Raw genomic sequence first — 26,362 nt, 5'->3', positions numbered from 1 at the left:
ATAATTTGCGTTTTTTTGAGTAAGTACCATATACTATTTGTATTAGATACTAGGATGTAGAGGTGAATGATGTGTTAGATCGTTTGCAAGCTGTAGAAAATCGTTATGAGAAGTTAAATGAATTGTTAAGTGACCCAGAGGTTATTAGCGATACAAATAAGCTTCGTGAATATTCAAAGGAACAGTCTGATATACAGGAAACGGTAGAGGTGTATCGTGAGTATAAGGATGTTCGTGAGCAATTAAAAGATGCGAAAGCGATGTTAGAAGATAAGTTAGACGCAGAAATGCGTGAAATGGTAAAAGAAGAGGTTTCTGAGTTAGAATCACAAGAAAAAACATTATCAGAGCGTCTGAAAATTTTACTTGTACCAAAAGACCCTAACGATGATAAGAACGTTATCGTTGAGGTTCGTGGAGCTGCTGGTGGCGACGAGGCCGCTTTATTTGCTGGTGACTTATACCGTATGTATAGCCGTTACGCTGAGGTACAAGGTTGGAAAACGGAGATTATCGAGGCTAGCTATACAGAGTTAGGTGGATATAAAGAGATTATCTTTATGATTAACGGTAAAGGTGCTTTCGCGAAGCTGAAATTCGAGAACGGCGCTCACCGTGTACAACGTGTTCCTGAAACGGAATCTGGTGGACGTATCCATACATCTACAGCAACTGTAGCTGTATTACCAGAGGCAGAAGAAGTAGAAATTGATATTCATGAGAAAGATGTTCGTGTTGATACATTCGCTTCTAGTGGACCTGGTGGACAGAGCGTTAATACAACGATGTCAGCGGTACGTTTAACGCATTTACCGACTGGTGTAGTTGTATCATGTCAGGATGAGAAATCACAAATTAAGAATAAAGAAAAAGCGATGAAAGTATTACGCGCACGTGTTTATGATAAGTTTAGACAAGAAGCACAAGCAGAGTATGATCAAAACCGTAAACAAGCTGTTGGTACGGGCGATCGTTCAGAGCGTATTCGTACGTATAACTTCCCGCAAAACCGTGTTACAGACCATCGAATCGGCTTAACGATTCAAAAGCTAGATCAAATCTTACAAGGTAAGTTAGATGATTTCATCAATGCCTTAGTGATGGAAGATCAGGCTCAAAGGATGGAGGCAGCTGAGTAATGCGTGTCTATGAAGCCCTGAAATGGGCTTCTTCTTTTTTACAGGAGAATGGACGAGATGAAAATGCGGGAGAAATTGTCCTTTGTCATGTATTAAAGACGAATAGAACAGGATTATTGATGAATATGCGTGAAGAAATAACTGCGGAACAAGAAACAAGTTTTACAGAGTTTATCCACAAGCATGTAGAAGGTATTCCTATTCAATATATGATTGGTTATGAAATGTTTTATGGAAGATCGTTCTTTGTGAATGAAGAAGTGTTAATACCAAGACCAGAAACAGAAGAGCTTATAGTAGGAGTGTTAGAAAGAATCGAGCGCCATTTTGGTGATGAGAAACTACATGTAGCAGATATCGGTACAGGTAGTGGAGCGATTTCGATTACGCTTGCTTTAGAGAATAAAAATCTTCATGTGTATACGGTAGATATTGCGCAGGAGTCGATTGAAGTTGCAAAAGAAAATGCAAAAACTTTGGGCGCAGAAGTAACGTTCTATCATGGTGATTTATTATCGCCATTTTATGAAACGGATCAAAAGTTAGATGTTGTTGTATCAAATCCTCCATATATACCAGAAGAGGATTGGCGTGGTCTTTCTCCTGTGGTGAAAGAGCATGAGCCAAAGAGAGCACTTGTTGGTGGTGAAGACGGATTAGATTTCTATCGCCGTTTTATGGAAGAGTTGCCGAATGTGTTGCAGAAGAAAGCAATTGTGGCATTTGAAATTGGAGTAGGGCAAGGTGAGGACGTGAAAGAGCTGTTACAACAAGCTTTTCCACATGCTCATGTTGAGGTTGTTTTTGATATTAATGGAAAAGATCGTATGGTATTTGCAGAGATGGAGTAAGGTTCACGCCTTACTCTATTTTTTGTGGGAAAATTTATATAGATTTTGAATTTAATAGTTTAGAAACATGAAAGTCTGTCCACACTGTTTGTAGAAGGGACGGTGGAGGAAATGAAAAAACAAGTTATTGCTTATCTTCTTCTATTATTAATTGGTGCACAGTTACTTGTGCAGTTTGGATATATGAAAGCTGATGCGAAAGGGCCTTCAGTTATTCCGAAAGAGGCCGTTCGATTACGAATTTTAGCAAATAGCGATTCAGATAAAGATCAGGCGTTAAAGCGTAAAGTACGTGATGAAGTAAAAGCACAGATTGATGGATGGGTAGCGGATTTAACTTCATTTGAAGAGGCACGTAAAGTTATTCAAAGTCATATTCCAGAAATCGAAAAAACAGTGGCAAATACGTTAAAGAAAGAAGGAAGTAAAGATTCATTTCAAGTGAAATTCAGTAAAAATGTAAAGTTTCCTACAAAGGTATATGGGAATTTTATTTATCCGGCAGGGCAATATGAAGCAGTCTTAATTACAATTGGGGAAGGTGAAGGGGCAAACTGGTGGTGTGTATTATTTCCACCGATGTGTTTCTTAGATTTTTCAAGTGGTACAGCTGTAAGGAAAGAAGAACATGTTGTGAAGGCTGAATCTCCTGAAGAGGAGCAAGTAAAACAAATAGATGATGAAGAAGTAGTAAATGCAGAAGAGCAAAAAGAGGACGAGGTGAAAGAAAAGAAAGTTGTAAAGCAGGAAGTCGCAAAAAAAGTAACAGCTTCTGAAAAGAAAGTAGTAAAAAATGAAACAAAGGTAGAAGAACAACCTGTAAGTAAAGAAGAAACAAAACCTGTGGAAAAAGTGGAGAAACCTGTGGAACAAAAACAAGAAAAACAAAATGAGTACGTAAAAATAGAGGAGGAAGAAGAAAAGCCAGAAGTTAAGTTATTTATTGTAGAAGCTTTTACATCTTTATTCTCTAAATAGTACTATTCGTAAATCCCTTCTCATATATAAAAAAGAGGAGGGATTTATTATGAAGAAGGTATATTTTGCGACGAAAGCAGATGTGGAAAGATTGCATTCTTTTTTCGGACAAGCTAACAAAAAAGATGATAAAATAAATGAGTTGTACGCGCAATTTATGATTTTGGAAGAGGCGGAAGAAATACGGGCTGTCATCGGATATGAACAAAGTGAAGAAAACGCGCTTATTCGTTCTTGTTTATTCACACCTAATGTGGATAAACAGACTTTCTTATATTTTTTCGAAATGTTTTTGCAGTATATGAAAGAAAAAAATATTCGACAATTGTACTTATTAACAAATCATCCACAATCTATAACAATCTTTCAGTTTTTTGACTTTGTTACTATAGAGAAAGAAAACGTACCAGAGGGAATTCGACAGTTAGAACACTTTTGTAAAAATATAAAAGAGCCAAATGCAATAATACTAAATTGTCAGCTATTCACAAAGTTATCCACGGATTAATTAGGTTTATCCACATTTTGTGGATAAACCTTGTTTGTCTTTTGGATAAATCTCATAGTAAACTAAAAATAGACAGTATTTCAGGGTAGAAAAGGACGTGGGAAAAAATGCATACAAATATGTGGGTTGTGGATAATGTTGTGGAAAGAAAAAAATATTATCCACAGTTACAAGAAGCAGCGAAATTATTAAGGGAAAACGAGGCGATTGCCTTCCCTACCGAAACAGTATATGGACTAGGTGCAAACGCAATGAATGATGAAGCGATCGCGAAAATCTTTGAGGCGAAAGGAAGACCGAGTGATAATCCACTGATTGTCCACATCGGTACAAAATCGCAGTTAGATGGGATTGTGAAGGAAATTCCGCCAGTTGCTGAGAAGTTGATGGAGCATTTTTGGCCAGGACCGTTAACAATTATTTTACCTAGAAAAGAAGGAATTTCAGAGAAGGTAACGGCAGGACTTAATACGGTTGGAGTAAGAATGCCTGATCATCCAGTAGCGCTTGCTCTTATTGAAGAAGCAAATGTACCTGTTGCAGCACCGAGTGCAAATCGTTCTGGGCGTCCAAGTCCGACGTTAGCGTCTCACGTATATGAAGATTTAAATGAGAAAATCGCAGGTATTGTAGATGGTGGTGCAACAGGAGTAGGTGTTGAATCGACTGTAATTGATTGTACGAGTGCTGTTCCAACGATATTACGCCCAGGTGGGATTACGAAAGAACAATTAGAATCGGTAATCGGCACGGTTTCTTTAGATCCGGCTTTAAAGGATGAGAAGGAAAAACCGAAATCACCTGGAATGAAATATACACATTATGCACCGAAAGCGCCGCTAAGTATTGTTGAAGGTTCACGTGAATTTATTCAACGCCTTGTGGATGAGAAGAAGGAAGAAGGATTCAAAGTAGGTGTATTAACGACAGAAGAGTATCAGCACGTATATAGTGCGGATGTTGTATTGTCTTGTGGTGTTCGAAGCGATTTAGCTAGCGTTGCGACTAAATTATATGATGTACTTAGAACGTTTGATGCAAGTGAAGTGGATGTTATTTTTAGTGAATCATTCCCGAATGAAGGAATAGGGAATGCCATTATGAATCGATTAACAAAAGCGGCAGGACATCAAATTATTACTGAATGATAAGGTACGATTAGCAAACAGAATATTTCTCCTCGGATAAGCATATTTTGAAGTAGCACGTCCGAGGAGGGACATGAATGACGTTTGAACAGCTAATACCTTTAATAATTATGGCATTCGCCTTAGGGATGGATGCGTTCTCGGTAAGTCTTGGTATGGGAATGATGACCTTAAAGGTAAGACAAATCCTGTATATCGGTGTGACGATAGGGATATTTCATATTATCATGCCATTTATAGGGATGGTATTAGGTCGTTTTTTATCAGAACAGTATGGAGACATTGCACATTTTGCAGGTGCTATTTTATTAATCGGATTAGGATTTTATATTGTATATTCATCTATCTTGGAGAATGAAGAGACTAGAACGGCCCCTATTGGAATTAGTTTATTCGTATTTGCATTTGGGGTTAGTATAGACAGTTTTTCAGTAGGTCTTAGTCTTGGTATTTATGGGGCGCAGACAATTATTACGATATTACTTTTTGGATTTGTTAGTATGTTATTAGCGTGGATTGGTTTATTCATTGGGAGACATGCGAAAGATGTGCTCGGTACATATGGCGAGATAGTAGGTGGTATCATTTTGGTTGGATTTGGATTATATCTCCTTTTTCCTATATAATTTTAAGGAGGAGGGCGTTATGAACAAGTTATTGGAATGGTATATTCGATTTGTAACTTTCTTTCCGAGGTGGTTACGACTGCTTGTTATTTGGGGTATTATTTTGCAAATTTCAATTTTAGGTTGGGTTAAGTTGGTTCGCGAATAGTAAGATAGCTCCTTTCTGTGCATAGTTTTGTTTGTACTATACTAATTGCGCTAAAAAATTCCACATATAGAAAGGATGAGATGATGACGAGATTGAAGCAAGTTTTTGGTATTATTATTAGTTTTTTTGTATTTTGGTTTAGTATGCTCGGTGTACAAATGTTTGCTGAGTTTTTGGATATTGAGTCATTGAAGTTTGTTGCGGGAAAAACGGAGGCAGCGCGTGCTTTTTATTCTCCATACCCGTTTTTAATTGTTTTTCTAATTACATTGCTTTCCCTTTACTTCTTCGTAATTAAGCTTGGGAAACCGAAAAAAGAGAAAGTACCTACTTTAGAGGAAAAGAAAGAAGAATTACAATGATAAAATCCCTTGCTATTTAGCAAGGGATTTTATGTTTGATGAACGTAATTGCTTTCATTCTGTATTTAGATATATCCAGCTCCAGCGGCTAGAATGGTCGGTGGCTTCGCGTCTTCCTACGAGGCAAAAAGCGCCTCTACGTCAGAAGCTCCATCCTCCTCCCATTCTGAGCGAGTCGCATCCGCTTTTAGACATTATCCAGTTCCAGTGGCCAGCTCTTCGCATCTAAGAACCTCCCGCAATAAAGGTAAAAAGCACCTTTTGTGCGAGAGAACCTTAGCTGGTCAGAGCTAAACGGGCCACTTCCACTTTTAAACGGGCCTTACCAACTCAAATTGTTCTCCTAGTTTTGCGTAGTTGTGTCCTGCTAGGCGGCTTACTGGTTTGAGTCCTTCTGCGTGAATGCGACCTTTTTCGTATAGGTGTTCTGCGATGTGGAAACGAACGACACGTCCAATTAGTAAATCACATGCTGGTGAGTCTTCTGTTCCACCAAGAGGAATTGCACGTTCTAGTACGCATTCCATTCGAATATTTGCTTCTTTTACACCTGGAACAGAGATGACATCACTTTCAATTGGTGTTAATTTTGCTAGTTCAATTTCACTTTCATTTGGCGGGAGGTTAGCTGCTGTTTCGTTAATTGCTTCTACGTAAGATTCATCGGAAATATGTACGACAAACTCACCTTTTTCAATTGCATTTCGAGAAGTGTCCTTTCTTTCTCCTGCTTTCCGTTGGACAGAAACTGAAATAAGTGGTGGATTTGCAGCAACAATGTTGAAATAACTGTATGGTGCACCGTTTAATACGCCTTCTTTTGTTACAGAAGTAACGAATGCGACAGGGCGTGGAATGATACTTCCCGTTAATAATTTGTAATTCTCTTTTTCCGTTTGTTCATTTGGATTAATGGATAACATGATTGAAATCCCCTTTCTAAATATGATGACTTATTGTTTGTTTACAAGATGTTAGTGGAAAACTCCTGCTGGAAATAATATTTTGTTACATAAAAAGAACTTACTTCAATCGTAATGAAGTAAGTTCCATTTAAATAATCTCGAATTCAAGATAAAAATTATAATAAAACGTATGCGCCAGGTCCGATTAAAGCTACACCAATCGCAACAGCGATTAACATTAAATTGTATTCATATCCGTTTTGTGTCACCCAGTAACCATTTTTTCCATGAACAGTGAAGATTGCCATTAACATTGTTCCAACGATAAACAATGAACCAACTGCAATGAAAATACCTGATGCAAATAAGAAACCACCTAGTAATTCAGTTGCACCAGCCATAAATGCCATAAATACACCAGGGCGTAAACCGATTGATTCCATCCAGCCACCTGTTCCTTTTAAACCGTAACCGCCGAACCAACCAAATAATTTTTGAGCACCATGACCCATGAATGTAATACCTATAATAAGACGAATAATAAGAAGACCGAAATCCATCATTTTAAAAACATCCTAAAAGTTATTAACTTACCTTACGTAAGTAATAATAAAATAGTTACTTACTTTAGTCAAGTGGATTTCGAAAAAAATTTGAATTAAATTTTACAAATTAACAACAAAAAATAAAATGTAGTAAAGACCTCTAGACAAGTTGGATAAAAAAAGAGAAAATATAAGTAGAAGTTAACTTCTTATTGTTATTCAGACAATCAGAATTGACTGGAATTTTGTGAGACGCTACAATAAGAGTCTAGTAGTAATGACGTAATTTATTTCGAAAGCGTTTTTACAGTATAATATTCGAAGTATGAGGTCTTACGTTTATTCAGATCTTTAATAGAGATTGCCCTATAAACTTTTAGGTAAATTATAAGGAGGACTATCCTATGTTTAAAAAATTATTCGGTCTTGGTTCAAAAACAAATGAAGAAACAATCGTAGCTCCATTAACTGGAGCAGTAAAAAATATTGAAGAAGTACCAGATCCAGTATTCGCTGGTCGTATGATGGGTGACGGTGTTGCAATCGATCCTACTGAAGGTGTAGTTGTATCTCCAGTTGATGGCGAAATCGTACAATTATTCCACACGAAACATGCGATTGGAATTAAAGCGAAAAACGGTACAGAAATTTTAATCCACGTTGGATTAGAAACTGTAAAAATGGAAGGTGAAGGTTTCGAAGCTCACGTTTCTGAAGGACAAGCTGTAAAAGCTGGAGATAAATTAATCTCATTCGACTTAGAATTAATTCGCGAAAAAGCGAAAAGCACAATTACTCCAATCGTTATTACAAACACAGATGCAGCTGAGTCTATTAAAACAACTGTAGGTGTAACTGCTACAAAAGGTTCAACAGAGGTAATGAAAGTTACAATGAAATAATTATTATTAAATGAAAGGAATCCGTTTCGTATGAAATGGATTCCTTATTTTGTTTTGTAGTCTGTTCCTTATGTATGGTAAAATACTTTGGGCACTTGGAAATAGGGTTTCACATATATGTGGATAAGGCGCATTTTTCTTAGAAAAAATATAAGAGAAATGCGTCTTTCGTATATTCACATTTCTTTTGTTCTATTTTAATTTACGCTATGATAAAGGGTAGGAAGTAGAGAGAAGGGGTGGGTTTAAATGAAACGAGTATTATTTGTTTGCACTGGAAATACATGCCGTAGTCCGATGGCTGAGGCGTTACTGCGTCACCATGGAGAAGGCAAGTTTGAAGTGCAATCTGCTGGTGTTTTCGCCTATCCTGGAAGTGATGCGTCGGTACATGCAAAGGAAGCCTTAGCTGAAAAGGGGATTGCAATCGATCATGCTTCGCAGCAGGTAAACGAAGCCTTAATTGATTGGGCAGATATTGTAGTAACAATGACGGAAAACCATAAGCAAATTATCCTTGGGCATTATCCGAGTGTGGAAGGGAAAGTAGATACATTATATGGAGTAACTGAGGGGACAAGTAAGGATATTTCAGATCCATTCGGCGGATCTCTCTCTATTTATAAAGAAACGTTAGAAGAGATGGAAAAACTTGTACAAACTTTACTGAAAAAACATTCAGAAGGTTGATGTTTCGTGTATAATACGATATTGGAGATCACTTCGTCCCATTAAAGGGTCAAGTGAGAAATGAAGATAATGGATTGAAACTTTGGAGGGGTAAAAATGAAAGTAGTAGTAGCATCTGATCACGGCGGTATGAATATTCGTAAAGAACTTGTAAGTTTATTAGAGGAGTTAAATATTGAATATATTGATTTAGGTTGTGAATGTGAAGCTGGTTCTGTTGATTATCCTGATTTTGCGTTTCCAGCAGCGGAAATGGTAGCAAATGGCGAAGTAGACCGTGGTATTTTAGTTTGTGGGACAGGCATCGGTATGTCAATTGCTGCAAACAAAGTAAATGGTATTCGTTGTGCATTAGTTCATGATACTTTCAGCGCGAGAGCAACGAGAGAGCATAACGACACAAACATGTTAGCAATGGGCGAGCGTGTAATTGGTGCTGGTCTAGCACGTGACATCGCAAAAATTTGGTTAACAACTGAATTTGAAGGTGGCCGTCACGAAAACCGCGTAGGAAAAATTAAAACTTACGAAGCAAAGTAATAGATTCTAACTAGAGGCAGTAGGAAATATAATTTGGTGAACCAACCTGTGAAAGGAAGAGGCGTAATGACAGAAATCGTAAAGGTAAGAGAACAGCTACAAAGTTCGCTTTCTGACTTCCAAGAACAAGCTTCATTACAAAGTGGTCAAATTTTTGTAGTGGGGTGTAGTACGAGCGAAGTACTAGGAGAAAGAATTGGAACATCAGGAACGATGGAAGTAGCAGAGGCGATTTTTTCTGAGTTAAAACAATTTCAAGAGCAAACAGGTATTGAGTTGGCGTTTCAATGTTGTGAGCATTTAAACCGTGCTTTAGTAGTTGAGAGAGAGTTGGCAATGAAATATCAATTTGAAATTGTAACAGTTACGCCTGTTAGATCAGCAGGTGGTGCATTAGCAACATATGCTTATCACAATTTGAAAGATCCGGTAGTAATTGAGTTTATTAAAGCAGATGCGGGGATGGATATTGGTGATACATTTATCGGTATGCATTTAAAGCACGTAGCTGTTCCGGTTCGTACTAGTGTGAAGGAAATTGGAAGTGCACATGTAACGATGGCAACAACACGTGGAAAACTAATTGGTGGAGCACGTGCTGTTTACGCGGCGAAGGAAGAGTCTGTCACTTGCCGTTAAAGTTACGAATAAGGTATGTTGTCTGACTTTATCATAGAGGAAAGAAAAGACCGATTTTCGGTCTTTTTTTTCTTTTATGATATAGAAAGTCATGTTAGAATGTAGTTGAAAACATGAAGGTTCGAAAGAATTACAACCTGAATTTTCGTTTTTTCTGAATAAATGAGAAAAAACTATTGGGAATCGATGTAATTCGTTCAGAAAAGGGGGATTTTGGTGGATCATTTAAAACGTCAAGATGAAAAGGTATTTGCTGCAATTGAGGCAGAGCTAGGAAGACAGCGCACAAAGATTGAGCTAATTGCTTCGGAAAACTTCGTAAGTGAAGCAGTAATGGAGGCGCAAGGTTCTGTTTTAACGAATAAGTATGCTGAAGGATATCCTGGAAAACGTTACTATGGTGGTTGTGAACACGTAGACGTAGTAGAAGATATCGCACGTGATCGCGTAAAAGAAATTTTCGGCGCAGAGCACGTAAATGTTCAACCACATTCTGGTGCACAAGCGAACATGGCAGTATACTTCACGATTTTAGAGCAAGGCGATACAGTACTTGGTATGAATTTATCTCATGGTGGTCACTTAACACACGGAAGCCCTGTTAACTTCAGTGGAGTACAATATAATTTCGTAGAATATGGCGTGGATGCTGAATCTCACCGTATTAATTACGATGATGTATTAGCAAAAGCGAAAGAACATAAACCAAAATTAATCGTTGCGGGTGCAAGTGCATACCCTCGTGTTATCGATTTCAAACGATTCCGTGAGATTGCAGATGAAGTGGGTGCATACTTAATGGTTGATATGGCACATATCGCTGGTTTAGTAGCGGCTGGTTTACATCCAAATCCAGTACCACATGCACATTTCGTTACAACAACAACACATAAAACATTACGTGGTCCACGTGGTGGTATGATTTTATGTGAAGAGCAATTTGCAAAACAAATTGACAAATCAATCTTCCCTGGTATTCAAGGTGGCCCACTTATGCACGTAATCGCTGCAAAAGCTGTTGCGTTTGGTGAGGCACTTCAAGATGATTTTAAAACATATGCACAAAATATCGTTAACAATGCGAATCGCTTAGCTGAAGGTCTTCAAAAAGAAGGGCTTACACTTGTTTCTGGTGGAACAGATAATCACTTAATCCTAATTGATGTTCGTAACTTAGAAATCACAGGTAAAGTAGCAGAGCACGTATTAGACGAAGTTGGTATTACAGTAAACAAAAATACAATTCCATTTGAAACAGCAAGCCCATTTGTAACAAGCGGTGTACGTATCGGTACAGCGGCTGTAACATCTCGTGGTTTCGGTTTAGAAGAAATGGATGAAATTGCGTCACTTATTGCTTACACATTAAAAAATCATGAAAATGAAGCTGCATTAGAAGAAGCACGTAAGCGTGTAGAAGCGTTAACGAGCAAATTCCCAATGTACACAGATATATAATAGATTGAAGAAGACTGCTGAGACGTAATTGTTTTAGCAGTCTTTTTTTGGACATATATTGTTCTTTAAGTATGTATACAAATGATGAATAAATTTTGGCGATATAATGAAGGATACAGCTCCCATAATTGGTAAAGATACTAGATAGATTCATCGGAAAATCATGATTTTGCCAAATTTGCCCTTGAATATTAGTAACGTTTTCTTTACAATCGTAAATAGTGTAAAAAAGCGTGCAAACGCATGAATATCATCTAAAGGAGAGATTCACATGGGAAAACTGTATGTATTTGATCACCCGTTAATTCAACATAAGATTACATATATTCGCGATAAGAATACAGGTACGAAAGATTTTCGTGAATTAGTGGACGAAGTAGCAAGCTTAATGGCTTTCGAAATTACTCGCGACCTTCCACTTGAAGATATTGAGATTGAAACGCCTGTAAGCAAAGCGACAACAAAAGTGATCGCTGGTAAAAAACTTGGTTTAATTCCAATTTTACGTGCAGGTTTAGGAATGGTTGATGGAATTCTGAAATTAATTCCAGCAGCAAAAGTAGGACACGTTGGTTTATATCGCGACCCTAAAACATTGCAACCGGTAGAATACTATGTGAAACTTCCAACGGATGTAGAAGAGCGTGACTTTATCGTACTAGATCCGATGCTAGCAACAGGTGGTTCTGCAGCTGAAGCAATTAACTCTCTGAAAAAGCGCGGTGCAAAGCAAATTAAATTAATGTGTATCGTTGCAGCTCCAGAAGGGGTAAAAGTAGTACAAGAAGAACATCCTGATGTTGATATTTATGTAGCAGCATTAGATGAGAAATTAAATGACCACGGATATGTAGTGCCAGGTCTTGGTGATGCTGGTGACCGTTTATTCGGAACGAAGTAAGACAACTGACGAGAGGGGATTCCCCTCTCGTTTTTTTGTACCTTGATAGGGTAGGGGAGGGGGATAAATATACATAGTATATACAACATAAGTTGCATACACCTCACATATAATATAGAAGTCTTACGTCTAAGGAGCACTATATTATGGAAGGAAAGCGTTATATCGTAAAAATATAATGGTGACAAACTTGTGAACATTTCCTTCTATTATAATGAGAAAACTGTTAGAAATTGCATATCTCTAACCAGTATTTAGAAGGGGAACGTTTTCATTTTTGGGAGGAAATGACTAATACTCAAATTTTTTGATTTTTTACGATTTCTCGTTGACACTGTTAATACCCTATTGTATGCTAACAACGGGGATAGATGGTAGGGCTTTCAGTGACAAAATTACATCTATTCCGTGACGAAAATGTAAACTTTTTGTTTTGTATAGGATTTATGCAAAAAAATGAGTTATTATTAACACATCGTGAATGAGGGTTACATATTGGAGGGATGAATCCTTGCAAAAAAACGATCGCAGCCATATAAAAGCTTATGCTTTAATGTCAGGTATTCTTGCTCAGTTAGTCGGTTCTATTCTTGTTGGGATCTTTGGTGGGCAGTGGATTGATAATAAGGTTGGAACGTTTCCATTGTTTCTTATTATAGGGTTATTACTCGGATTAGGAACAGGGGTATACGCAATGATTCGACTCATTCGACATTACTATTCGGGAGAGCAATGATGATAGACGTACATGGACTTGTCCAAAGACAAAAGAAATATATGTACTACTTGCTTGCGCTTCTAGTGCTAGGATGGGGATTCACCTCTTACAAGGATGTATTTCTTGGGCTGATTATCGGGACGATTTTCAGTTTTCTTAGTTTGCGCATCATTGCACGTAGAACAGACAAGCTGTTGGATCGCGTAACAAATGGAGAAAACGTGAAGTTTAAGGCAACAGCGGTAAGTACATATTCAAGATTCGCCACGATTGGGTTATTAATTTTATTTGCAGCCAAATATCAAGAGTTAATTGCGATGTGGGGCTTAGGTGTAGGATTGCTGACAGGATACCTTGTCATGATCATAGATTTTCTTTATTTAGAGTATAAGAGCAGGGAAGAGAGGTGAATTACTAGTGGAACACGGTAGATTAGTTGAATTTCTAGGTTTAACGTTCGATTTGTCGTCAGTTATGATGGTTACTGTAGCAGCAGTTATTGTATTCTTAATCGCTGTTATCGGAACTCGCAGCTTAGCTCTTCGCCCAACAGGAATGCAAAACTTCATGGAATGGGTGTTTGACTTCGTGAAAGGGATTATCAATAGTACGATGGACTGGAAAACAGGTGGACGTTTCTTAACGCTTGGCGTTACGCTTATCATGTTTATCATCGTATCGAACTTCCTTGGTTTACCATTCATGTATTCAGCAACTGAAGCTGGCGAACATATTGCATGGTGGAGATCACCAACGTCTGATCCAGCAGTTACATTAACATTAGCCGTGATGGTAGTTACCCTCACCCATTATTATGGAATTAAGATGAAGGGTACGAAAGAATATGTAAAAGGTTATTTCCAACCTATGAAATTCTTATTCCCATTAAAGGTTATTGAGGAGTTTGCTAACACATTAACGTTAGGTCTTCGTTTATTCGGTAACATTTATGCAGGTGAGATCTTATTAGGATTACTTGCTAAGTTGGGCGGAGCATCATTCCTTGGCGCATTAGGTGCACTTGTACCTATGTTAGCGTGGATGGGATTCAGTGTATTCGTTGGTTCAATCCAGGCATTTATTTTCGTAATGTTAACGATGGTTTATATGGCTCATAAAGTAAGCCATGACCATTAATATAATTTAAGTAAGAAAAAATTTATTTTTTTATAATACAAAGGAGGACAAATTAAATGAGTTTAGGTGTAATCGCAGCTGCAATTGCAATTGGTTTATCAGCATTAGGTGCAGGTATTGGTAACGGTCTTATCGTATCACGTACAATCGAAGGTGTTGCTCGTCAACCAGAACTAAAAGGCGCACTTCAAACAATTATGTTCATCGGGGTTGCTTTAGTTGAGGCACTTCCAATCATCGGTGTAGTTATTGCTTTCATCGTAATGAACAAATAAGGGAGACTCCCCTTACATAGATGGCGAAGAGTGTTTTTCCGAACTTTCTTCGCCATTGCTTTATGAATGAAACGTATGTCTTTTTTTTTCATATGATCAATTTAGATATTTTGAAGGGAGTGAATCCTTGTGCCAACTTTATTATTAGGTGCTGCCATTCCATTTGGAACGATTGCTTATACATTGTTCATTTTCTTACTTCTATTAGTAATGCTACGCAAATTTGCGTGGGGTCCTTTAATGGGAATTATGAAAGAACGTGAAGAGCATGTTACTAATGAAATCGACGCTGCAGAAAGAAGTAATGCTGAGGCGAAGAAGTTAGTAGAAGAACAACGTGAAATGTTAAAACAATCACGTGTTGAAGCACAAGAGTTAATCGAAAGAGCGAAAAAGCAAGCTGTAGATCAAAAAGATGTTATTGTTGCTGCTGCGAAAGAAGAAGCAGAATCAATTAAAGCATCTGCTGTACAAGAAATTCAACGCGAAAAAGAGCAAGCAATTGCTGCTTTACAAGAACAAGTTGCTTCTTTATCTGTTCAAATTGCTTCTAAAGTAATTGAAAAAGAATTAAAAGAAGAAGATCAAGTGAAGTTAATTCGCGATTATATTAAAGAAGTAGGAGAAGCGCGATGAGCAATGGGATTGTAGCAAAACGTTATGCTGTCGCTCTTTTTAAAATTGCTAAAGAAAAACACGTATTAGAAATGTTTGAAGAGGAATTACGCCTTGTACAAAACGTTTATGTAAAGAACGGAGAACTACATAGCTTTTTAACGCAACCGAACATTTCAAAGGAACAAAAGAAAACGTTTCTTGCAAACGTATTCGGATCTGTTTCTGAATCTATTTTAAATACGTTATATATTTTAATTGATAACAAACGCATTGATATCTTACCTGAAATTGCAGATGAATATGTTGTTCTTGCTAATGAAGAACGTAACGTAGCGGACGCAACTGTATATTCTACTCGTCTTCTATCAGAAGAAGAGAAGCTTAACATTGCAGAAGCATTTGCGAAGAGAACAGGAAAAGATGCAATTCGCGTAAAAAATGTTGTAGATGAAGATTTACTAGGCGGCATTAAAGTACGTATTGGAAATCGCATTTATGATGGAAGTTTACAAGGAAAATTAGCACGTATTCAGCGTGAATTAATGAAGAATAGATAGGGGTGAAGCACATGAGCATCAGAGCTGAAGAAATTAGCGCACTGATAAAGCAACAAATTGAGAACTATCAGTCTGAAATCGAAGTTAGTGATGTTGGTACAGTTATCCAAGTTGGTGACGGTATCGCACGTGCTCATGGTCTTGATAACGTTATGGCTGGTGAACTTGTAGAGTTCTCTAACGGCGTTATGGGGCTAGCACAAAATTTAGAGGAAAACAACGTAGGTATTATCATTTTAGGACCTTACACAGAAATCCGTGAAGGTGACGAAGTTCGTCGTACTGGTCGCATCATGCAAGTACCAGTAGGAAAAGAACTAATTGGTCGTGTTGTAAACCCATTAGGTCAACCAGTTGATGGTTTAGGCCCAATCAATACAACAAACACTCGTCCAATCGAAAGTCCAGCACCAGGTGTAATGGATCGTAAATCTGTTCATGAACCACTTCAAACAGGTATTAAAGCGATCGATGCTCTTGTACCAATTGGCCGTGGTCAACGTGAGTTAATCATCGGTGACCGTCAAACTGGTAAAACAGCAGTTGCACTTGATACAATCATTAACCAAAAAGATGAAGATATGATTTGTATCTACGTAGCGATCGGACAAAAAGAATCAACTGTACGTAACGTAGTAGAAACACTACGTAAGCACGGTGCATTAGAGTACACAATCGTTGTAACTGCATCTGCTTCTCAACCAGCTCCATTATTATACCTAGCTCCTTACGCTGGTGTAACAATGGGTGAAGAGTTCATGTACAATGGTAAACACGTATTAGTAGTATATGATGACTTATCCAAACAAGCAGCAGCTTACCGTGAGCTGTCATTACTATTACGTCGTCCTCCAGGTCGTGAAGCTTATCCAGGGGATGTATTCTACTTACATTCTCGCTTATTAGAGCGTGCAGCAAAATTAAGTGATGCAAAAGGCGGCGGTTCTTTAACTGCACTACCTTTCATCGAAACACAAGCAGGGGACGTATCAGCTTACATCCCAACAAACGTAATCTCGATTACGGATGGACAAATCTTCTTACAATCTGACCTATTCTTCTCTGGTGTACGTCCAGCGATCGATGCGGGTACTTCTGTATCTCGTGTTGGTGGATCTGCTCAGATTAAAGCAATGAGTAAAGTATCAGGTACACTTCGTCTTGACCTTGCATCTTACCGTGAGTTAGAAGCGTTCGCTCAGTTCGGTTCTGACCTAGATAAAGCAACTCAAGCGAAACTAAACCGTGGTGCTCGTACTGTTGAGGTATTAAAACAAGGATTACACAAACCGTTACGTGTAGAGAAACAAGTTATCATTCTTTACGCTTTAACACGTGGATTCCTAGATGATATCCCAGTAGTAGATATCACTCGTTTCGAAGAAGAATTCCATGCTTGGTTAGATTCTAATGCGACTGACTTATTAGAAGAAATCCGCACAACTAAGAAACTTGCGGATGACGACAAATTTGCAGCAGCAATTAACGGATTTAAAAAAGTATTCGTAGCTTCTGAATAATAATAAAAAGTGAAGCCGACTGTTCAGCCCCATCGGCTAAGAGGTGGAACTAGATTAATAAAAGCGGAAGCGGCTCGTTCTGAATGTGAGGGGGATGGAGCTTCTGACGAAGAGGCGGTTTTTGCCTCGTAGGGAGAAGTGAAGCCACCGAGCATTCAAGCCGCTGGAGCTAGATAATATATAAGGCATCTCAATTTCTGAGATTGCTGACGGTTATGTAAAGGAAAAGAGTAGGTGCACCTATTCTTTTCCTTCAATCATGAGCAAGAATATCTTGCAACGTAGATTAGGAAGAGGATTCTTACTAATCGTGCCAACTTCCGGAAAAAAGGTGGTGAAAACCTGTGGCATCTTTACGCGATATAAAAGCGAAGATTAACTCGACAAAGAAAACGAGTCAAATTACGAAAGCGATGGAGATGGTATCTGCATCTAAGTTAAACCGTGCAGAGCAAAATGCTAAATCTTTCGTTCCGTATATGGAAAAGATTCAAGAAGTAGTAGCGAGCATTGCGCAAGGAAGTAAAGGAATTAATCATCCGATGCTCAATGCGCGTCCTGTAAAGCGTACAGGATACATCGTTATTACATCTGATCGCGGACTAGCAGGTGGTTATAACAGTAACGTATTACGTACAGTAAGTAACGTAATTCGTGAACGTCATAATATGGATTCAAACCAATATTCAATTATTGTGCTTGGACGACTAGGACGTGATTATTTAAAACGTCGCGGCTTTAACATCATTGATGAAGTAGTTGGACTATCTGACCACCCATCATTTACTGATATTAAAGATCTTGCTTCTCGAGCAATTGCGATGTTTGCAGATGGTGCTTATGATGAGCTGTATATTTACTACAACCATTACGTAAGTAAAATTTCACAAGAAGTAACGGAAAATAAAATTTTACCGCTTACTGATGTGGCGTCTGATAAACCGACGACAGCTTATGAATTCGAGCCTTCTGAAGAAGAAATTTTAAAAGTACTATTGCCACAATACGCAGAAAGCTTAGTGTACGGTGCATTACTAGACGGTAAAGCAAGTGAACACGCAGCGCGTATGACAGCAATGAAGAGTGCTACAGACAACGCAATGGAAGTTATCGATTCACTTACACTTTCATTCAACCGTGCGCGTCAGGCAGCGATTACGCAAGAAATTACGGAAATCGTTGGTGGAGCAGCAGCGTTAGAATAGTATTAAAAGGCGGAAGCGGTTCGTTTAGAATGAGAGGGGGATGGAGCTTTTGACGTAGAGGCGATTTGTGCCTCGTAGGAAAAAGCGAAGCCAACGAACATTCTAACCGCTGGAGCTAGATTCAATAAAAGGCGGAAGCGACTCTTTCAAAAGAGTCGCGTAAGCTATAAACCAATAAAAAATGAAAAGCTAGCTGCTCGTAGAAAGTTGGCTAATTAAAAGAAAGCTAGGAGGGAACCCGATGAATAAAGGGCGCGTTACGCAAATCATGGGTCCGGTTGTAGACGTTAAGTTTGATGGCGGAAAGCTACCAGAAATCTACAACGCCCTTACGGTAAAACAAAGCAACGAAAACGGAAGTATTAACTTAACATTTGAAGTTGCACTTCATTTAGGTGATGATACAGTTCGTACAGTTGCGATGTCTTCCACAGATGGACTTGTTCGTGGCACAGAAGTAGAAGATACTGGTAAACCAATCTCTGTACCAGTTGGTGATGTAACACTTGGTCGCGTATTTAACGTATTAGGTGATGCAATTGACTTAGATGGTGAGGTTCCTGCAGATGTACATCGTGATCCAATTCACCGTCAAGCACCTGCATTCGAAGAATTATCTACTAAAGTAGAAATTCTTGAAACTGGTATTAAAGTAGTAGACTTACTTGCTCCTTACATTAAGGGTGGTAAGATCGGTCTATTCGGTGGTGCCGGTGTAGGTAAAACAGTATTAATTCAGGAATTAATCAATAACATCGCACAAGAACACGGTGGTATCTCTGTATTCGCTGGTGTAGGTGAGCGTACTCGTGAGGGTAATGACTTATACCACGAAATGAGCGATTCAGGCGTAATTAAGAAAACTGCGATGGTATTCGGACAAATGAACGAGCCACCTGGAGCACGTCAACGTGTTGCATTAACAGGATTAACAATGGCTGAGCATTTCCGTGATGAGCAAGGACAAGACGTACTTCTGTTCATCGATAACATCTTCCGTTTCACGCAAGCAGGTTCTGAAGTATCTGCCCTTCTTGGTCGTATGCCATCTGCGGTAGGTTACCAACCAACACTTGCAACAGAAATGGGTCAATTACAAGAGCGTATTACATCTACAAATAAAGGATCTATCACGTCTATCCAAGCGGTATATGTACCAGCCGATGACTATACGGATCCAGCACCAGCTACAACGTTCGCTCACTTAGATGCAACAACAAACTTAGAGCGTCGTTTAACACAAATGGGTATTTACCCAGCCGTAGATCCATTAGCATCTACATCTCGTGCACTTTCTCCAGAAATCGTAGGAGAAGAGCATTATGAAGTAGCTCGTCAAGTACAGCAAACTTTACAGCGTTATAAAGAGCTTCAAGATATCATTGCTATCTTAGGTATGGATGAGTTATCTGAAGAAGATAAGTTAGTTGTACATCGTGCTCGTCGTATTCAATTCTTCTTATCTCAAAACTTCCACGTAGCTGAGCAGTTTACAGGTCAAAAAGGTTCTTATGTACCTGTAAAAGATACAGTTAGCGGATTTAAAGAAATTCTAGAAGGAAAATATGATGACCTTCCAGAAGATGCATTCCGCTTAGTTGGTGGCATTGAAGAAGTTATTGAAAACGCGAAGAAAATGATGGCGTAAGGCCTTAGGAGGGACGAAGTATGAAGACATTTCCAGTCAGTATTGTAACTCCTGATGGACCGGTTTACGAAAAAGAAGTAGAAATGGTAAGTGTAAAAGCGGAGAGTGGGGAAATGGGGATCTTACCGGGTCACATTCCAACTGTTGCACCATTAAAAATTAGTGCAGTTCGTCTGAAAAATGGTGGACACACTGATTATGTAGCGGTAAGCGGTGGCTTTATCGAAGTTCGTCCAGATAAAGTAACTGTATTATCATCATCTGCTGAAGAAGCAAACCATATCGATATCCATCGTGCAAATGAAGCGAAGCGTCGTGCTGAGCAACGTCTGCAAGATAAACAAGCACATGTTGACTTTAAACGTGCAGAAATGGCATTACAACGTGCTGTGAACCGTTTAAACGTTTCCGATATGAAATAAAAAATCCGTAAAGGCTTTGCCTTTACGGATTTTTTTTTATGTTGTTTATGGATAATTTTACAAAAATGGTATAATTATATTGTTGCTCGTATAAGTAGAGAATGTACAACAATTTATAAAGGGGATGAATAAATGATCGGCGAAATGAAACGAGAAGCATTGCACTCCTTAAAAGGAAATTGGGGACTAGGTGTTGGATCAACGATTTTATATTTTATTTTAAGTTATGTTGTTTCAATGGCTGCAATGCTTATACTTTTAATTCCAGGAATTATTATATTTTTCTTATTTGCTGTTTTAGTAGGTTCGGTTGAAGAAGAAACAATATCAATTGGAGCAGGCGTTACATTCGGGATTTTTTATTGCATTATGATAATTTTAGGTAACGCATCGTATGGGATTACATCATACGGTTATACAAATGTATTTTTACAGATTAGTAAACGAGAAGGTGCTAAAGTAGATTACTTATTCGAAGGATTTCGTGGCTTTAAAAGAATGATGAAAACAATGTGGGCAATGCTTGCAATTTTATTATATACAGGTACATGGATTCCAATGTTGCTAGTAGCCTTATTTGCATTTTTAGGTGAAGAAGGAAATACGTCGTTTGCTATTGCTTTCTTTGTATTATTGGCTATTTCAATCGTTGGTATGATTGTGATGTACTTTTCTTATGCGCTGACGTACTATGTTATGGTTGAAAATCCAGAGTATAGTGTGTCACAGGCGATGAAAGAAAGTAAGCATCTTATGAAGGGGCACAAATTGGATTTGTTTCTGTTGTGGCTGAGTTTTATAGGTTGGGCAATTTTAGCGATTTTTACACTTGGAATAGGCTTTCTTTGGCTTAGCCCGTATATGAGTACAACGACAGCGCATTTTTATCGCCATCTTTCAAAAGATCAATTGTAGTAGGAACATGCTATACTAATAGAGTTATTACGTATAGGAGGCAAATTATGATTAGTGATTTAAAAGGAGAAGCGCTAGATTCATTAGAAGGGAAATGGGGCTTAGCTGTTGGGGCAACATTACTAATTTCGATTCTTATTTCAGCTTTTAGTTTTAGTATTGATTTCATTTTCTCTCAATTTTGGGATTGGAAAGAAGTAAATAACTCACTTTCAGTAGACGTTATTTCAATATTGATGGTAGGTCCATTAACGTTAGGTGGCTATTGTTTAGCGCTGCATATCATTCGTGAAAAAGAAGCGCGTATCGGGCATATATTCAGATGGTTTACAGAAGGAAGTAAGTTTATAAAGTCATTTTTATTATATATAGTAGTGAATATTTATCTTTTCTTATGGTTTTTACTATTTATTATTCCAGGCATTATTAAATCATTTTCTTATGCGATGACGTACTTTATTATAAATGATCACCCTGAGTATTCTATAAATCAAGCTATTACAGAGAGCCGTCGTATGATGGATGGGCATAAGATGGAGTATTTCATTTTATGTTTAAGCTTTATTGGTTGGTTTATATTAAGTTGTATTACACTCGGGATTGGATTCCTATGGCTAATTCCATATTTTTATACGACGTCAGCAGCTTTTTATGAAGAGATTGCAGAGGAATATTACGAGAAAACAATTCCGACACTATAAAGTGGGGCATCCCACATTGATGATTCATTTTATAAAACCCCCAGTATGAGCTATTGGTTCATACTGGGGGTTTTTTGTAGGAATTTTATAAATTGATGACTCGTAAGTGGTTTACTGAAATAGTAACCTTGCATATACTTACAGTTGTTTTTTTGTAGAAATTTAAGTTGTTTTTCTGTTTCAATTCCTTCAGCAACGACAGAAAGATTTAACGTATTTGCAAGGGAAAGGATAGTTGAGACAATAGCCCTTTCTTCAGGACGGTGATCAGCGAGTTGTGTAAATTCTCTCGGTACTTTTAATGTATCGATAGGGAAAATTGATAAATAAGCGAGAGAAGAATAGCCGGTACCGAAGTCATCAATGGACGTTTGAATACCATATTCCTTTAATTGTTTTAGTCTTAATAATGTTTCTTTTTCATCAATCATCGCAATTCGTTCTGTTAACTCAAGTGTTACATATTTGGGATCGACGTTAAAGTCTGTTAGTATTTGTGAAATGTGTTCGATTAAATTATCTTGCTGGAACTCCTTTGCTGATAAGTTCACACTTATTTTTAAATCTGTATAGCCAAAAGTATGCCATATTTTTAACTGGCGACAAGATTCTTTTAATACCCAATGACCGAGTGGAATGGCCTGCGGAGTCTCCTCTACAATTGGAATGAACTCACATGGCGGAATGTCACCTAGGAGTGGGTGTTTCCAGCGTATTAATGCTTCAGCACCAATAATTTTTTTCGTCGTAATATCAATTTGTGGTTGATAAACGACATAAAATTCTTCGTTTACTAAAGCGAGTGGTAAATCTTTTTCAATTCGAGCTTTTCGTTCCATTTTTTTATATAATTCTTTCGTGTACAGAGAGCTACCGTTTTTTCCTTTGTTTTTTGCTTCATACATGGCCATATCGGCATGCTGCAAGATTGATAATGGATCTTCACCTGCTTCAGGATATATTGCAATCCCGATGCTTGGTGAGATTTTTAAATGTTGATTTTCAATTTCGAATGGTTCGTTCATGTCTGCTACAATCGCGTCAGCTATTTTTTTTACATCTGGCCTTTTTTGATAATTCTCAATAAGGATTGTGAATTCATCCCCAGCTAATCGGGCAAGTTTCATATTTGGTGTTGCTATTCTTTCGAGTCTTTTTGCTACTGCAATTAATAGCAGGTCTCCTACCCTATGACCGAGGGTGTCGTTAATAACTTTAAAGCGGTCTAGGTCGAGGAACATAACAGCAAAAGGCCTTTTTGATATTTTGGATCGAGCAATTGCTTGTTCTACATATTGATGAAATGCACGGCGATTTGCAAGCTCTGTTAATGTATCATGGTAGGCTAGAAAGTTAATTTGTTCTTGCTGTTGTTTGCTTTCTGTAATATCTTTAATCATTAAATAAACGCCAGAAATATGATTTTTTAAAAAGATAGGAACAGCTGTAACATGCAAGTAGTAAATATCTCTATTTTTATGATACGCCCGTACTTCTAAAGAAATAGATTTTCCCTTTTTTACGCGATGGAAGGCATTAATAATCTCTTCCAAATCTTCTTCATACGTAAGTGAATAGTATGGTTGTTTTAATAATTCATTCGTTTGATAACCGAGTAAAGTCGTACCAGCGTTGTTCACGTTGAGAAAATTACCGTACAAGTCTAATGTGAAAATTGGATCTGGATGGTGCTCATATAAAGATTTAAACATTTGTTGGTTATGGTATAGTTCATTTTTTTGTTCTACTAAATCTTCTGTACGTAGTTCAATTTGTTTTTCGAGTTCTGAGTTGAATTGCATTTGAGCTAGTAATAGTACTTTATTTTGTTTTCGAACTAAACTATGGCGTATGAGAACGAAGGAGAAAGTTATCATAAGCCCAATTACTACAATAGGTGCAAAAACGTATTCAACTAGTATAAACACAATAAGCATTACTACAGAAATATAAGGTAATGATAATCTGATCGATTCACCAAGTTTAGGTGTTAATAGTACTTGCTCTTGTTTTTCAGGTTCTTTCGTATGCAGAATACAGGCGATTGCTACTAGTACTAAAGTTACTTGATAGAGAGGAGTAACTGTAAACATAGAATACTCGGGTGTGAAGTATTTAATATAAGCATAAATCGCATCTGTAGTAGCATATAAAATTAAAGCACTGCCAAGAAGCGCGCCGACTTTTTTGGATAATAAAGATAATGGCTTGAATAACAGATTGATTCCTATAAGGAAAAAGAGTAAATCGGTCATTGGATAGGTAAGTTGAACAAATATGTCGATATTGGATGTTGAAGAAACGTGAATAGTACGTTCGATAAGTAAGTAGTAACTTAAAGTGAATTGTGCTGTAACAATAATACAAATATCACATATCATAAAAAGCTTTTCTAATAAATCGCGGTTATAGATGATTTCATATAGAAAGGCAAATGCAAAGCTAATTAAAAAAAGTAGATAAAAAAAATCGGACAAATCAACGAATGTATAGTAGTCCTTTAAAATTAAACGTTGATAGGCAACGATGATATCTCCAATGAAATAAGAGAGGGTTCCAATACATAAAATGGTCCAAAATAAACGAGGTAACCCTTCTTTCTTGTTTGAAAAATAAAGTATATAACTACAAGCGATAATATCAATGAATAAAGTACTCATTCCAATTAATATTTGAAAAGGAAATGAGTATTCATATAGAAAAGGCATTGCCACATAATGAATCGCTACAGATAACAATATGATGCTTATAAGAATACTTACATGTGTTTGTTTTTTCATTTATCTCACCCACGGTATATACATATAACTTCCTCTTTTTATTTTTTATTGTTTCTTGAAAAGTATATATAATTTCTATACTTATTTTACACAGGTATAGCGAGTTCTAAAAATAGATTTTAATAATTCCCGTTTCTGTCCCCCAACATATCGACATAGGAATTTGAAGTTTGCTATAATGATTAAAATAGTTGCATTATTTAGAAAAATTTAAAAATAATAATTACTGCAACTAGGACATATTGTTTACTAAGTGAACTTGTTCTTAATTCAGGGGGGAGGGTTTCACAATGGTAAGTGTATATGAAAATAGTTATATGATCGTTTTGATTTTCTTGCTATTAGGCATATTGCTGCCGGTAGTGGCTCTTACATTAGGAAAGATGCTGCGCCCAAACAAACCAAGTGCAGCGAAAGCGACGACGTATGAGAGTGGGATTGAGCCTTTTCATGATGCAAATATTCGGTTTCATGCTCGTTATTATATTTTTGCTTTATTGTTTGTCATTTTTGATGTAGAAACTTTATTTTTATATCCATGGGCTGTTGCATATGACAAGCTCGGTTTATTTGCACTGATTGAAATGCTCATCTTTGTTGTAATGTTGCTAGTTGGATTAGCGTATGCTTGGAAAAAGAAGGTGTTACAATGGTTATAAATTTTGAGGAGTTACATCCAAATGAGCGAGCGGAATTAGAACGAAATATCTTTTTTTCTACATTGGAACAGTTGAAGGGATGGGCACGGAGTAATTCTTTATGGCCGATGACATTCGGACTGGCATGCTGTGCAATTGAAATGATGGGAGTAGGTTCATCGCATTACGATTTAGATCGATTTGGGTCATTTTTTCGGACTTCACCAAGGCAATCGGACGTTATGATTGTGTCGGGAACGGTAACGAAGAAGATGGCTCCTATTGTTCGGCGTTTATATGATCAAATGCCTGAACCGAAATGGGTTATTGTAATGGGATCTTGTGCGACAGCAGGTGGCCCGTATGTAAATTCATATGCTGTTGTGAAAGGTGTAGATCAAATTGTACCAGTTGATGTGTATATTCCTGGTTGTCCACCAAATCCTGCTGCCTTAATTTATGGAATTAATAAATTGAAAGAAAAAATTCGTTACGAGGCAAAGACGGGGAAGCAGGTGACGAATAAATGAGTGATCCAAGCAAAGAATTAGAGGATTTGAAAAGAGAAGCGGCTAGGCGTGCAAAAGAAGAGGCGAGAAAGCGTCTCGTTGCGAAACATGATGCAGAAATAAGTAAACTTGAGGAAGAAGATCAGGAAAAAGAGAAAGCGCTACCAAAAAATGATGAAATGACTGTGGAAGAAGCAAAACGACGCGCAGCTGCGGCCGCAAAAGCGAAAGCAGCGGCATTAGCGAAGCAAAAAAGAGAAGGAACAGAAGAGGTAACGGAAGAGGAAAAGGCAAAAGCGAAGGCAGCAGCTGCAGCGAAAGCGAAAGCAGCGGCGTTAGCGAAGCAAAAAAGAGAAGGAACAGAAGAGGTAACGGAAGA

Annotated in this window: 32 protein-coding genes and 1 pseudogene; 30 read left to right on the top strand and 3 right to left on the bottom strand. The window is 37.7% G+C overall.

Translation table 11 applies throughout. The annotated features are described in order from the left end of the window. Positions 1-71 precede the first annotated feature (71 nt). From prfA to ACZ76X_RS21470, 8 genes are all read left to right on the top strand, one after another. Positions 72-1,139: a peptide chain release factor 1 gene (gene prfA, locus ACZ76X_RS21505; protein ID WP_029441082.1), complete on the top strand. Its 1,068-nt coding sequence runs from the start codon at positions 72-74 to the stop codon at positions 1,137-1,139. Next, positions 1,139-1,990, top strand: a complete 852-nt coding sequence (prmC, locus tag ACZ76X_RS21500; RefSeq protein ID WP_479851638.1) for a peptide chain release factor N(5)-glutamine methyltransferase — start codon at positions 1,139-1,141, stop codon at positions 1,988-1,990. The genes prfA and prmC overlap by 1 nt, the downstream gene beginning before the upstream one ends. Positions 1,991-2,101: 111 nt before the next feature. Continuing rightward, entirely contained in the window at positions 2,102-2,968 is an 867-nt protein-coding gene (gene spoIIR, locus ACZ76X_RS21495; RefSeq protein ID WP_479851637.1) for a stage II sporulation protein R, read from the top strand. Positions 2,969-3,017: 49 nt separating this feature from the next. Beyond that, the gene (locus ACZ76X_RS21490; protein WP_000758435.1) at positions 3,018-3,476 is read left to right on the top strand and encodes a GNAT family N-acetyltransferase; all 459 of its coding nucleotides are present in this window, start codon (positions 3,018-3,020) and stop codon (positions 3,474-3,476) included. Positions 3,477-3,583: 107 nt separating this feature from the next. Beyond that, positions 3,584-4,624 (top strand): L-threonylcarbamoyladenylate synthase, encoded by a 1,041-nt coding sequence (locus ACZ76X_RS21485; RefSeq protein ID WP_098670889.1) that lies wholly within the window; start codon positions 3,584-3,586, stop codon positions 4,622-4,624. A gap of 77 nt (positions 4,625-4,701) precedes the next feature. Next, positions 4,702-5,250: a manganese efflux pump MntP gene (locus ACZ76X_RS21480; RefSeq protein ID WP_479851636.1), complete on the top strand. Its 549-nt coding sequence runs from the start codon at positions 4,702-4,704 to the stop codon at positions 5,248-5,250. Positions 5,251-5,269: 19 nt separating this feature from the next. Continuing rightward, positions 5,270-5,398 carry a hypothetical protein gene (locus ACZ76X_RS21475; protein ID WP_479851635.1) on the top strand — a complete coding sequence of 43 codons (129 nt, stop codon included), beginning with the start codon at positions 5,270-5,272 and terminating at the stop codon, positions 5,396-5,398. 83 nt (positions 5,399-5,481) lie between these two features. Beyond that, complete coding sequence (locus ACZ76X_RS21470; protein WP_087959172.1) at positions 5,482-5,760, top strand: DUF3935 domain-containing protein; 279 nt, start codon at positions 5,482-5,484, stop codon at positions 5,758-5,760. A 311-nt stretch (positions 5,761-6,071) separates the two neighbouring features. Here ACZ76X_RS21470 and ACZ76X_RS21465 read toward each other — a convergent pair whose 3' ends face one another. Then, positions 6,072-6,683 carry a flavin reductase family protein gene (locus tag ACZ76X_RS21465; protein ID WP_479851634.1) on the bottom strand — a complete coding sequence of 204 codons (612 nt, stop codon included), beginning with the start codon at positions 6,681-6,683 and terminating at the stop codon, positions 6,072-6,074. A 158-nt stretch (positions 6,684-6,841) separates the two neighbouring features. Then, positions 6,842-7,228, bottom strand: a complete 387-nt coding sequence (locus tag ACZ76X_RS21460) for a DoxX family protein (RefSeq protein ID WP_098670014.1) — start codon at positions 7,226-7,228, stop codon at positions 6,842-6,844. A 386-nt stretch (positions 7,229-7,614) separates the two neighbouring features. Here ACZ76X_RS21460 and ACZ76X_RS21455 point away from each other — a divergent pair, with 386 nt between their 5' ends. The 19 genes from ACZ76X_RS21455 (at position 7,615) to ACZ76X_RS21365 (ending at position 22,056) form a co-directional block, all read left to right on the top strand. Next, positions 7,615-8,112 carry a PTS sugar transporter subunit IIA gene (locus ACZ76X_RS21455; protein WP_000473666.1) on the top strand — a complete coding sequence of 166 codons (498 nt, stop codon included), beginning with the start codon at positions 7,615-7,617 and terminating at the stop codon, positions 8,110-8,112. A gap of 249 nt (positions 8,113-8,361) precedes the next feature. Then, positions 8,362-8,802, top strand: a complete 441-nt coding sequence (locus tag ACZ76X_RS21450; RefSeq protein WP_479851633.1) for a low molecular weight protein arginine phosphatase — start codon at positions 8,362-8,364, stop codon at positions 8,800-8,802. Positions 8,803-8,898: 96 nt separating this feature from the next. Further along, the gene (rpiB, locus tag ACZ76X_RS21445; RefSeq protein ID WP_000869919.1) at positions 8,899-9,342 is read left to right on the top strand and encodes a ribose 5-phosphate isomerase B; all 444 of its coding nucleotides are present in this window, start codon (positions 8,899-8,901) and stop codon (positions 9,340-9,342) included. Positions 9,343-9,408: 66 nt separating this feature from the next. Beyond that, positions 9,409-9,981 carry a TIGR01440 family protein gene (locus tag ACZ76X_RS21440; protein ID WP_479851632.1) on the top strand — a complete coding sequence of 191 codons (573 nt, stop codon included), beginning with the start codon at positions 9,409-9,411 and terminating at the stop codon, positions 9,979-9,981. 216 nt (positions 9,982-10,197) lie between these two features. Beyond that, positions 10,198-11,439, top strand: a complete 1,242-nt coding sequence (gene glyA / locus ACZ76X_RS21435) for a serine hydroxymethyltransferase (RefSeq protein WP_479851631.1) — start codon at positions 10,198-10,200, stop codon at positions 11,437-11,439. 271 nt (positions 11,440-11,710) lie between these two features. Next, positions 11,711-12,340: a uracil phosphoribosyltransferase gene (upp, locus tag ACZ76X_RS21430; RefSeq protein WP_000517533.1), complete on the top strand. Its 630-nt coding sequence runs from the start codon at positions 11,711-11,713 to the stop codon at positions 12,338-12,340. Positions 12,341-12,711: 371 nt separating this feature from the next. Next, the gene (locus tag ACZ76X_RS21425; RefSeq protein WP_000232962.1) at positions 12,712-12,825 is read left to right on the top strand and encodes a DUF4024 domain-containing protein; all 114 of its coding nucleotides are present in this window, start codon (positions 12,712-12,714) and stop codon (positions 12,823-12,825) included. A 26-nt stretch (positions 12,826-12,851) separates the two neighbouring features. Continuing rightward, positions 12,852-13,076 (top strand): AtpZ/AtpI family protein, encoded by a 225-nt coding sequence (locus ACZ76X_RS21420; protein ID WP_001171223.1) that lies wholly within the window; start codon positions 12,852-12,854, stop codon positions 13,074-13,076. After that, positions 13,076-13,468: an ATP synthase subunit I gene (locus ACZ76X_RS21415; RefSeq protein ID WP_000567600.1), complete on the top strand. Its 393-nt coding sequence runs from the start codon at positions 13,076-13,078 to the stop codon at positions 13,466-13,468. The genes ACZ76X_RS21420 and ACZ76X_RS21415 overlap by 1 nt, the downstream gene beginning before the upstream one ends. A gap of 7 nt (positions 13,469-13,475) precedes the next feature. Continuing rightward, complete coding sequence (gene atpB / locus ACZ76X_RS21410) at positions 13,476-14,195, top strand: F0F1 ATP synthase subunit A (RefSeq protein WP_086392762.1); 720 nt, start codon at positions 13,476-13,478, stop codon at positions 14,193-14,195. Positions 14,196-14,251: 56 nt separating this feature from the next. Then, the gene (atpE, locus tag ACZ76X_RS21405) at positions 14,252-14,470 is read left to right on the top strand and encodes a F0F1 ATP synthase subunit C (protein WP_000052064.1); all 219 of its coding nucleotides are present in this window, start codon (positions 14,252-14,254) and stop codon (positions 14,468-14,470) included. A gap of 129 nt (positions 14,471-14,599) precedes the next feature. Next, positions 14,600-15,106, top strand: coding sequence for a F0F1 ATP synthase subunit B (atpF, locus tag ACZ76X_RS21400; protein WP_001142618.1), 507 nt, complete (start codon positions 14,600-14,602; stop codon positions 15,104-15,106). Then, positions 15,103-15,645 carry a F0F1 ATP synthase subunit delta gene (atpH, locus tag ACZ76X_RS21395; RefSeq protein WP_000064683.1) on the top strand — a complete coding sequence of 181 codons (543 nt, stop codon included), beginning with the start codon at positions 15,103-15,105 and terminating at the stop codon, positions 15,643-15,645. The genes atpF and atpH overlap by 4 nt, the downstream gene beginning before the upstream one ends. Before the next feature lie 11 nt (positions 15,646-15,656). Next, complete coding sequence (gene atpA, locus ACZ76X_RS21390) at positions 15,657-17,165, top strand: F0F1 ATP synthase subunit alpha (RefSeq protein ID WP_000027518.1); 1,509 nt, start codon at positions 15,657-15,659, stop codon at positions 17,163-17,165. Between the two features lie 344 nt (positions 17,166-17,509). Beyond that, positions 17,510-18,370, top strand: coding sequence for a F0F1 ATP synthase subunit gamma (atpG, locus tag ACZ76X_RS21385; protein WP_000157696.1), 861 nt, complete (start codon positions 17,510-17,512; stop codon positions 18,368-18,370). 241 nt (positions 18,371-18,611) lie between these two features. Continuing rightward, positions 18,612-20,018: a F0F1 ATP synthase subunit beta gene (atpD, locus tag ACZ76X_RS21380; RefSeq protein ID WP_098670010.1), complete on the top strand. Its 1,407-nt coding sequence runs from the start codon at positions 18,612-18,614 to the stop codon at positions 20,016-20,018. A gap of 20 nt (positions 20,019-20,038) precedes the next feature. Continuing rightward, entirely contained in the window at positions 20,039-20,440 is a 402-nt protein-coding gene (gene atpC / locus ACZ76X_RS21375) for a F0F1 ATP synthase subunit epsilon (RefSeq protein WP_000847211.1), read from the top strand. 132 nt (positions 20,441-20,572) lie between these two features. Then, the gene (locus tag ACZ76X_RS21370; RefSeq protein WP_479851630.1) at positions 20,573-21,355 is read left to right on the top strand and encodes a DUF975 family protein; all 783 of its coding nucleotides are present in this window, start codon (positions 20,573-20,575) and stop codon (positions 21,353-21,355) included. A 47-nt stretch (positions 21,356-21,402) separates the two neighbouring features. Then, entirely contained in the window at positions 21,403-22,056 is a 654-nt protein-coding gene (locus tag ACZ76X_RS21365; protein WP_479851629.1) for a DUF975 family protein, read from the top strand. Between the two features lie 50 nt (positions 22,057-22,106). Here the strand turns inward: ACZ76X_RS21365 and ACZ76X_RS21360 are convergent, their stop codons facing one another. Continuing rightward, positions 22,107-24,836, bottom strand: coding sequence for a putative bifunctional diguanylate cyclase/phosphodiesterase (locus ACZ76X_RS21360; protein WP_479851628.1), 2,730 nt, complete (start codon positions 24,834-24,836; stop codon positions 22,107-22,109). Positions 24,837-25,126: 290 nt separating this feature from the next. Here ACZ76X_RS21360 and nuoA point away from each other — a divergent pair, with 290 nt between their 5' ends. The 3 genes and pseudogenes from nuoA to ACZ76X_RS21345 form a co-directional block, all read left to right on the top strand. Further along, complete coding sequence (gene nuoA / locus ACZ76X_RS21355) at positions 25,127-25,495, top strand: NADH-quinone oxidoreductase subunit NuoA (RefSeq protein ID WP_306186398.1); 369 nt, start codon at positions 25,127-25,129, stop codon at positions 25,493-25,495. Next, positions 25,486-26,004, top strand: a complete 519-nt coding sequence (nuoB, locus tag ACZ76X_RS21350) for an NADH-quinone oxidoreductase subunit NuoB (protein WP_098770807.1) — start codon at positions 25,486-25,488, stop codon at positions 26,002-26,004. Before nuoA ends, nuoB begins: the two co-directional genes overlap by 10 nt. Next, a pseudogene (locus ACZ76X_RS21345) lies at positions 26,001-26,362 on the top strand (NADH-quinone oxidoreductase subunit C); the annotation flags it as partial. The gene nuoB and the pseudogene ACZ76X_RS21345, both read left to right, overlap by 4 nt.

The organism is Bacillus sp. BC05(2025) (genome assembly GCF_056725905.1).
The sequence above is the reverse complement of the archived record's forward strand: the minus strand, read 5'-3'. Positions and strand labels throughout refer to the sequence as shown.

What these genes read in the sequence shown, in the direction of transcription:
- prmC (WP_479851638.1), top strand. Translation starts at nt 1,139, where the DNA reads ATGCGTGTCTATGAAGCCCTGAAATGGGCTTCTTCTTTTTTACAGGAG.
- spoIIR (WP_479851637.1), top strand. Translation starts at nt 2,102, where the DNA reads ATGAAAAAACAAGTTATTGCTTATCTTCTTCTATTATTAATTGGTGCA.
- ACZ76X_RS21490 (WP_000758435.1), top strand. Translation starts at nt 3,018, where the DNA reads ATGAAGAAGGTATATTTTGCGACGAAAGCAGATGTGGAAAGATTGCAT.
- ACZ76X_RS21485 (WP_098670889.1), top strand. Translation starts at nt 3,584, where the DNA reads ATGCATACAAATATGTGGGTTGTGGATAATGTTGTGGAAAGAAAAAAA.
- ACZ76X_RS21480 (WP_479851636.1), top strand. Translation starts at nt 4,702, where the DNA reads ATGACGTTTGAACAGCTAATACCTTTAATAATTATGGCATTCGCCTTA.
- ACZ76X_RS21475 (WP_479851635.1), top strand. Translation starts at nt 5,270, where the DNA reads ATGAACAAGTTATTGGAATGGTATATTCGATTTGTAACTTTCTTTCCG.
- ACZ76X_RS21470 (WP_087959172.1), top strand. Translation starts at nt 5,482, where the DNA reads ATGACGAGATTGAAGCAAGTTTTTGGTATTATTATTAGTTTTTTTGTA.
- ACZ76X_RS21465 (WP_479851634.1), bottom strand. Translation starts at nt 6,683, where the DNA reads ATGTTATCCATTAATCCAAATGAACAAACGGAAAAAGAGAATTACAAA.
- ACZ76X_RS21460 (WP_098670014.1), bottom strand. Translation starts at nt 7,228, where the DNA reads ATGATGGATTTCGGTCTTCTTATTATTCGTCTTATTATAGGTATTACA.
- ACZ76X_RS21455 (WP_000473666.1), top strand. Translation starts at nt 7,615, where the DNA reads ATGTTTAAAAAATTATTCGGTCTTGGTTCAAAAACAAATGAAGAAACA.
- ACZ76X_RS21450 (WP_479851633.1), top strand. Translation starts at nt 8,362, where the DNA reads ATGAAACGAGTATTATTTGTTTGCACTGGAAATACATGCCGTAGTCCG.
- rpiB (WP_000869919.1), top strand. Translation starts at nt 8,899, where the DNA reads ATGAAAGTAGTAGTAGCATCTGATCACGGCGGTATGAATATTCGTAAA.
- ACZ76X_RS21440 (WP_479851632.1), top strand. Translation starts at nt 9,409, where the DNA reads ATGACAGAAATCGTAAAGGTAAGAGAACAGCTACAAAGTTCGCTTTCT.
- upp (WP_000517533.1), top strand. Translation starts at nt 11,711, where the DNA reads ATGGGAAAACTGTATGTATTTGATCACCCGTTAATTCAACATAAGATT.
- ACZ76X_RS21425 (WP_000232962.1), top strand. Translation starts at nt 12,712, where the DNA reads ATGGTAGGGCTTTCAGTGACAAAATTACATCTATTCCGTGACGAAAAT.
- ACZ76X_RS21415 (WP_000567600.1), top strand. Translation starts at nt 13,076, where the DNA reads ATGATAGACGTACATGGACTTGTCCAAAGACAAAAGAAATATATGTAC.
- atpE (WP_000052064.1), top strand. Translation starts at nt 14,252, where the DNA reads ATGAGTTTAGGTGTAATCGCAGCTGCAATTGCAATTGGTTTATCAGCA.
- atpH (WP_000064683.1), top strand. Translation starts at nt 15,103, where the DNA reads ATGAGCAATGGGATTGTAGCAAAACGTTATGCTGTCGCTCTTTTTAAA.
- atpA (WP_000027518.1), top strand. Translation starts at nt 15,657, where the DNA reads ATGAGCATCAGAGCTGAAGAAATTAGCGCACTGATAAAGCAACAAATT.
- atpD (WP_098670010.1), top strand. Translation starts at nt 18,612, where the DNA reads ATGAATAAAGGGCGCGTTACGCAAATCATGGGTCCGGTTGTAGACGTT.
- atpC (WP_000847211.1), top strand. Translation starts at nt 20,039, where the DNA reads ATGAAGACATTTCCAGTCAGTATTGTAACTCCTGATGGACCGGTTTAC.
- ACZ76X_RS21370 (WP_479851630.1), top strand. Translation starts at nt 20,573, where the DNA reads ATGATCGGCGAAATGAAACGAGAAGCATTGCACTCCTTAAAAGGAAAT.
- ACZ76X_RS21365 (WP_479851629.1), top strand. Translation starts at nt 21,403, where the DNA reads ATGATTAGTGATTTAAAAGGAGAAGCGCTAGATTCATTAGAAGGGAAA.
- ACZ76X_RS21360 (WP_479851628.1), bottom strand. Translation starts at nt 24,836, where the DNA reads ATGAAAAAACAAACACATGTAAGTATTCTTATAAGCATCATATTGTTA.
- nuoA (WP_306186398.1), top strand. Translation starts at nt 25,127, where the DNA reads ATGGTAAGTGTATATGAAAATAGTTATATGATCGTTTTGATTTTCTTG.
- nuoB (WP_098770807.1), top strand. Translation starts at nt 25,486, where the DNA reads ATGGTTATAAATTTTGAGGAGTTACATCCAAATGAGCGAGCGGAATTA.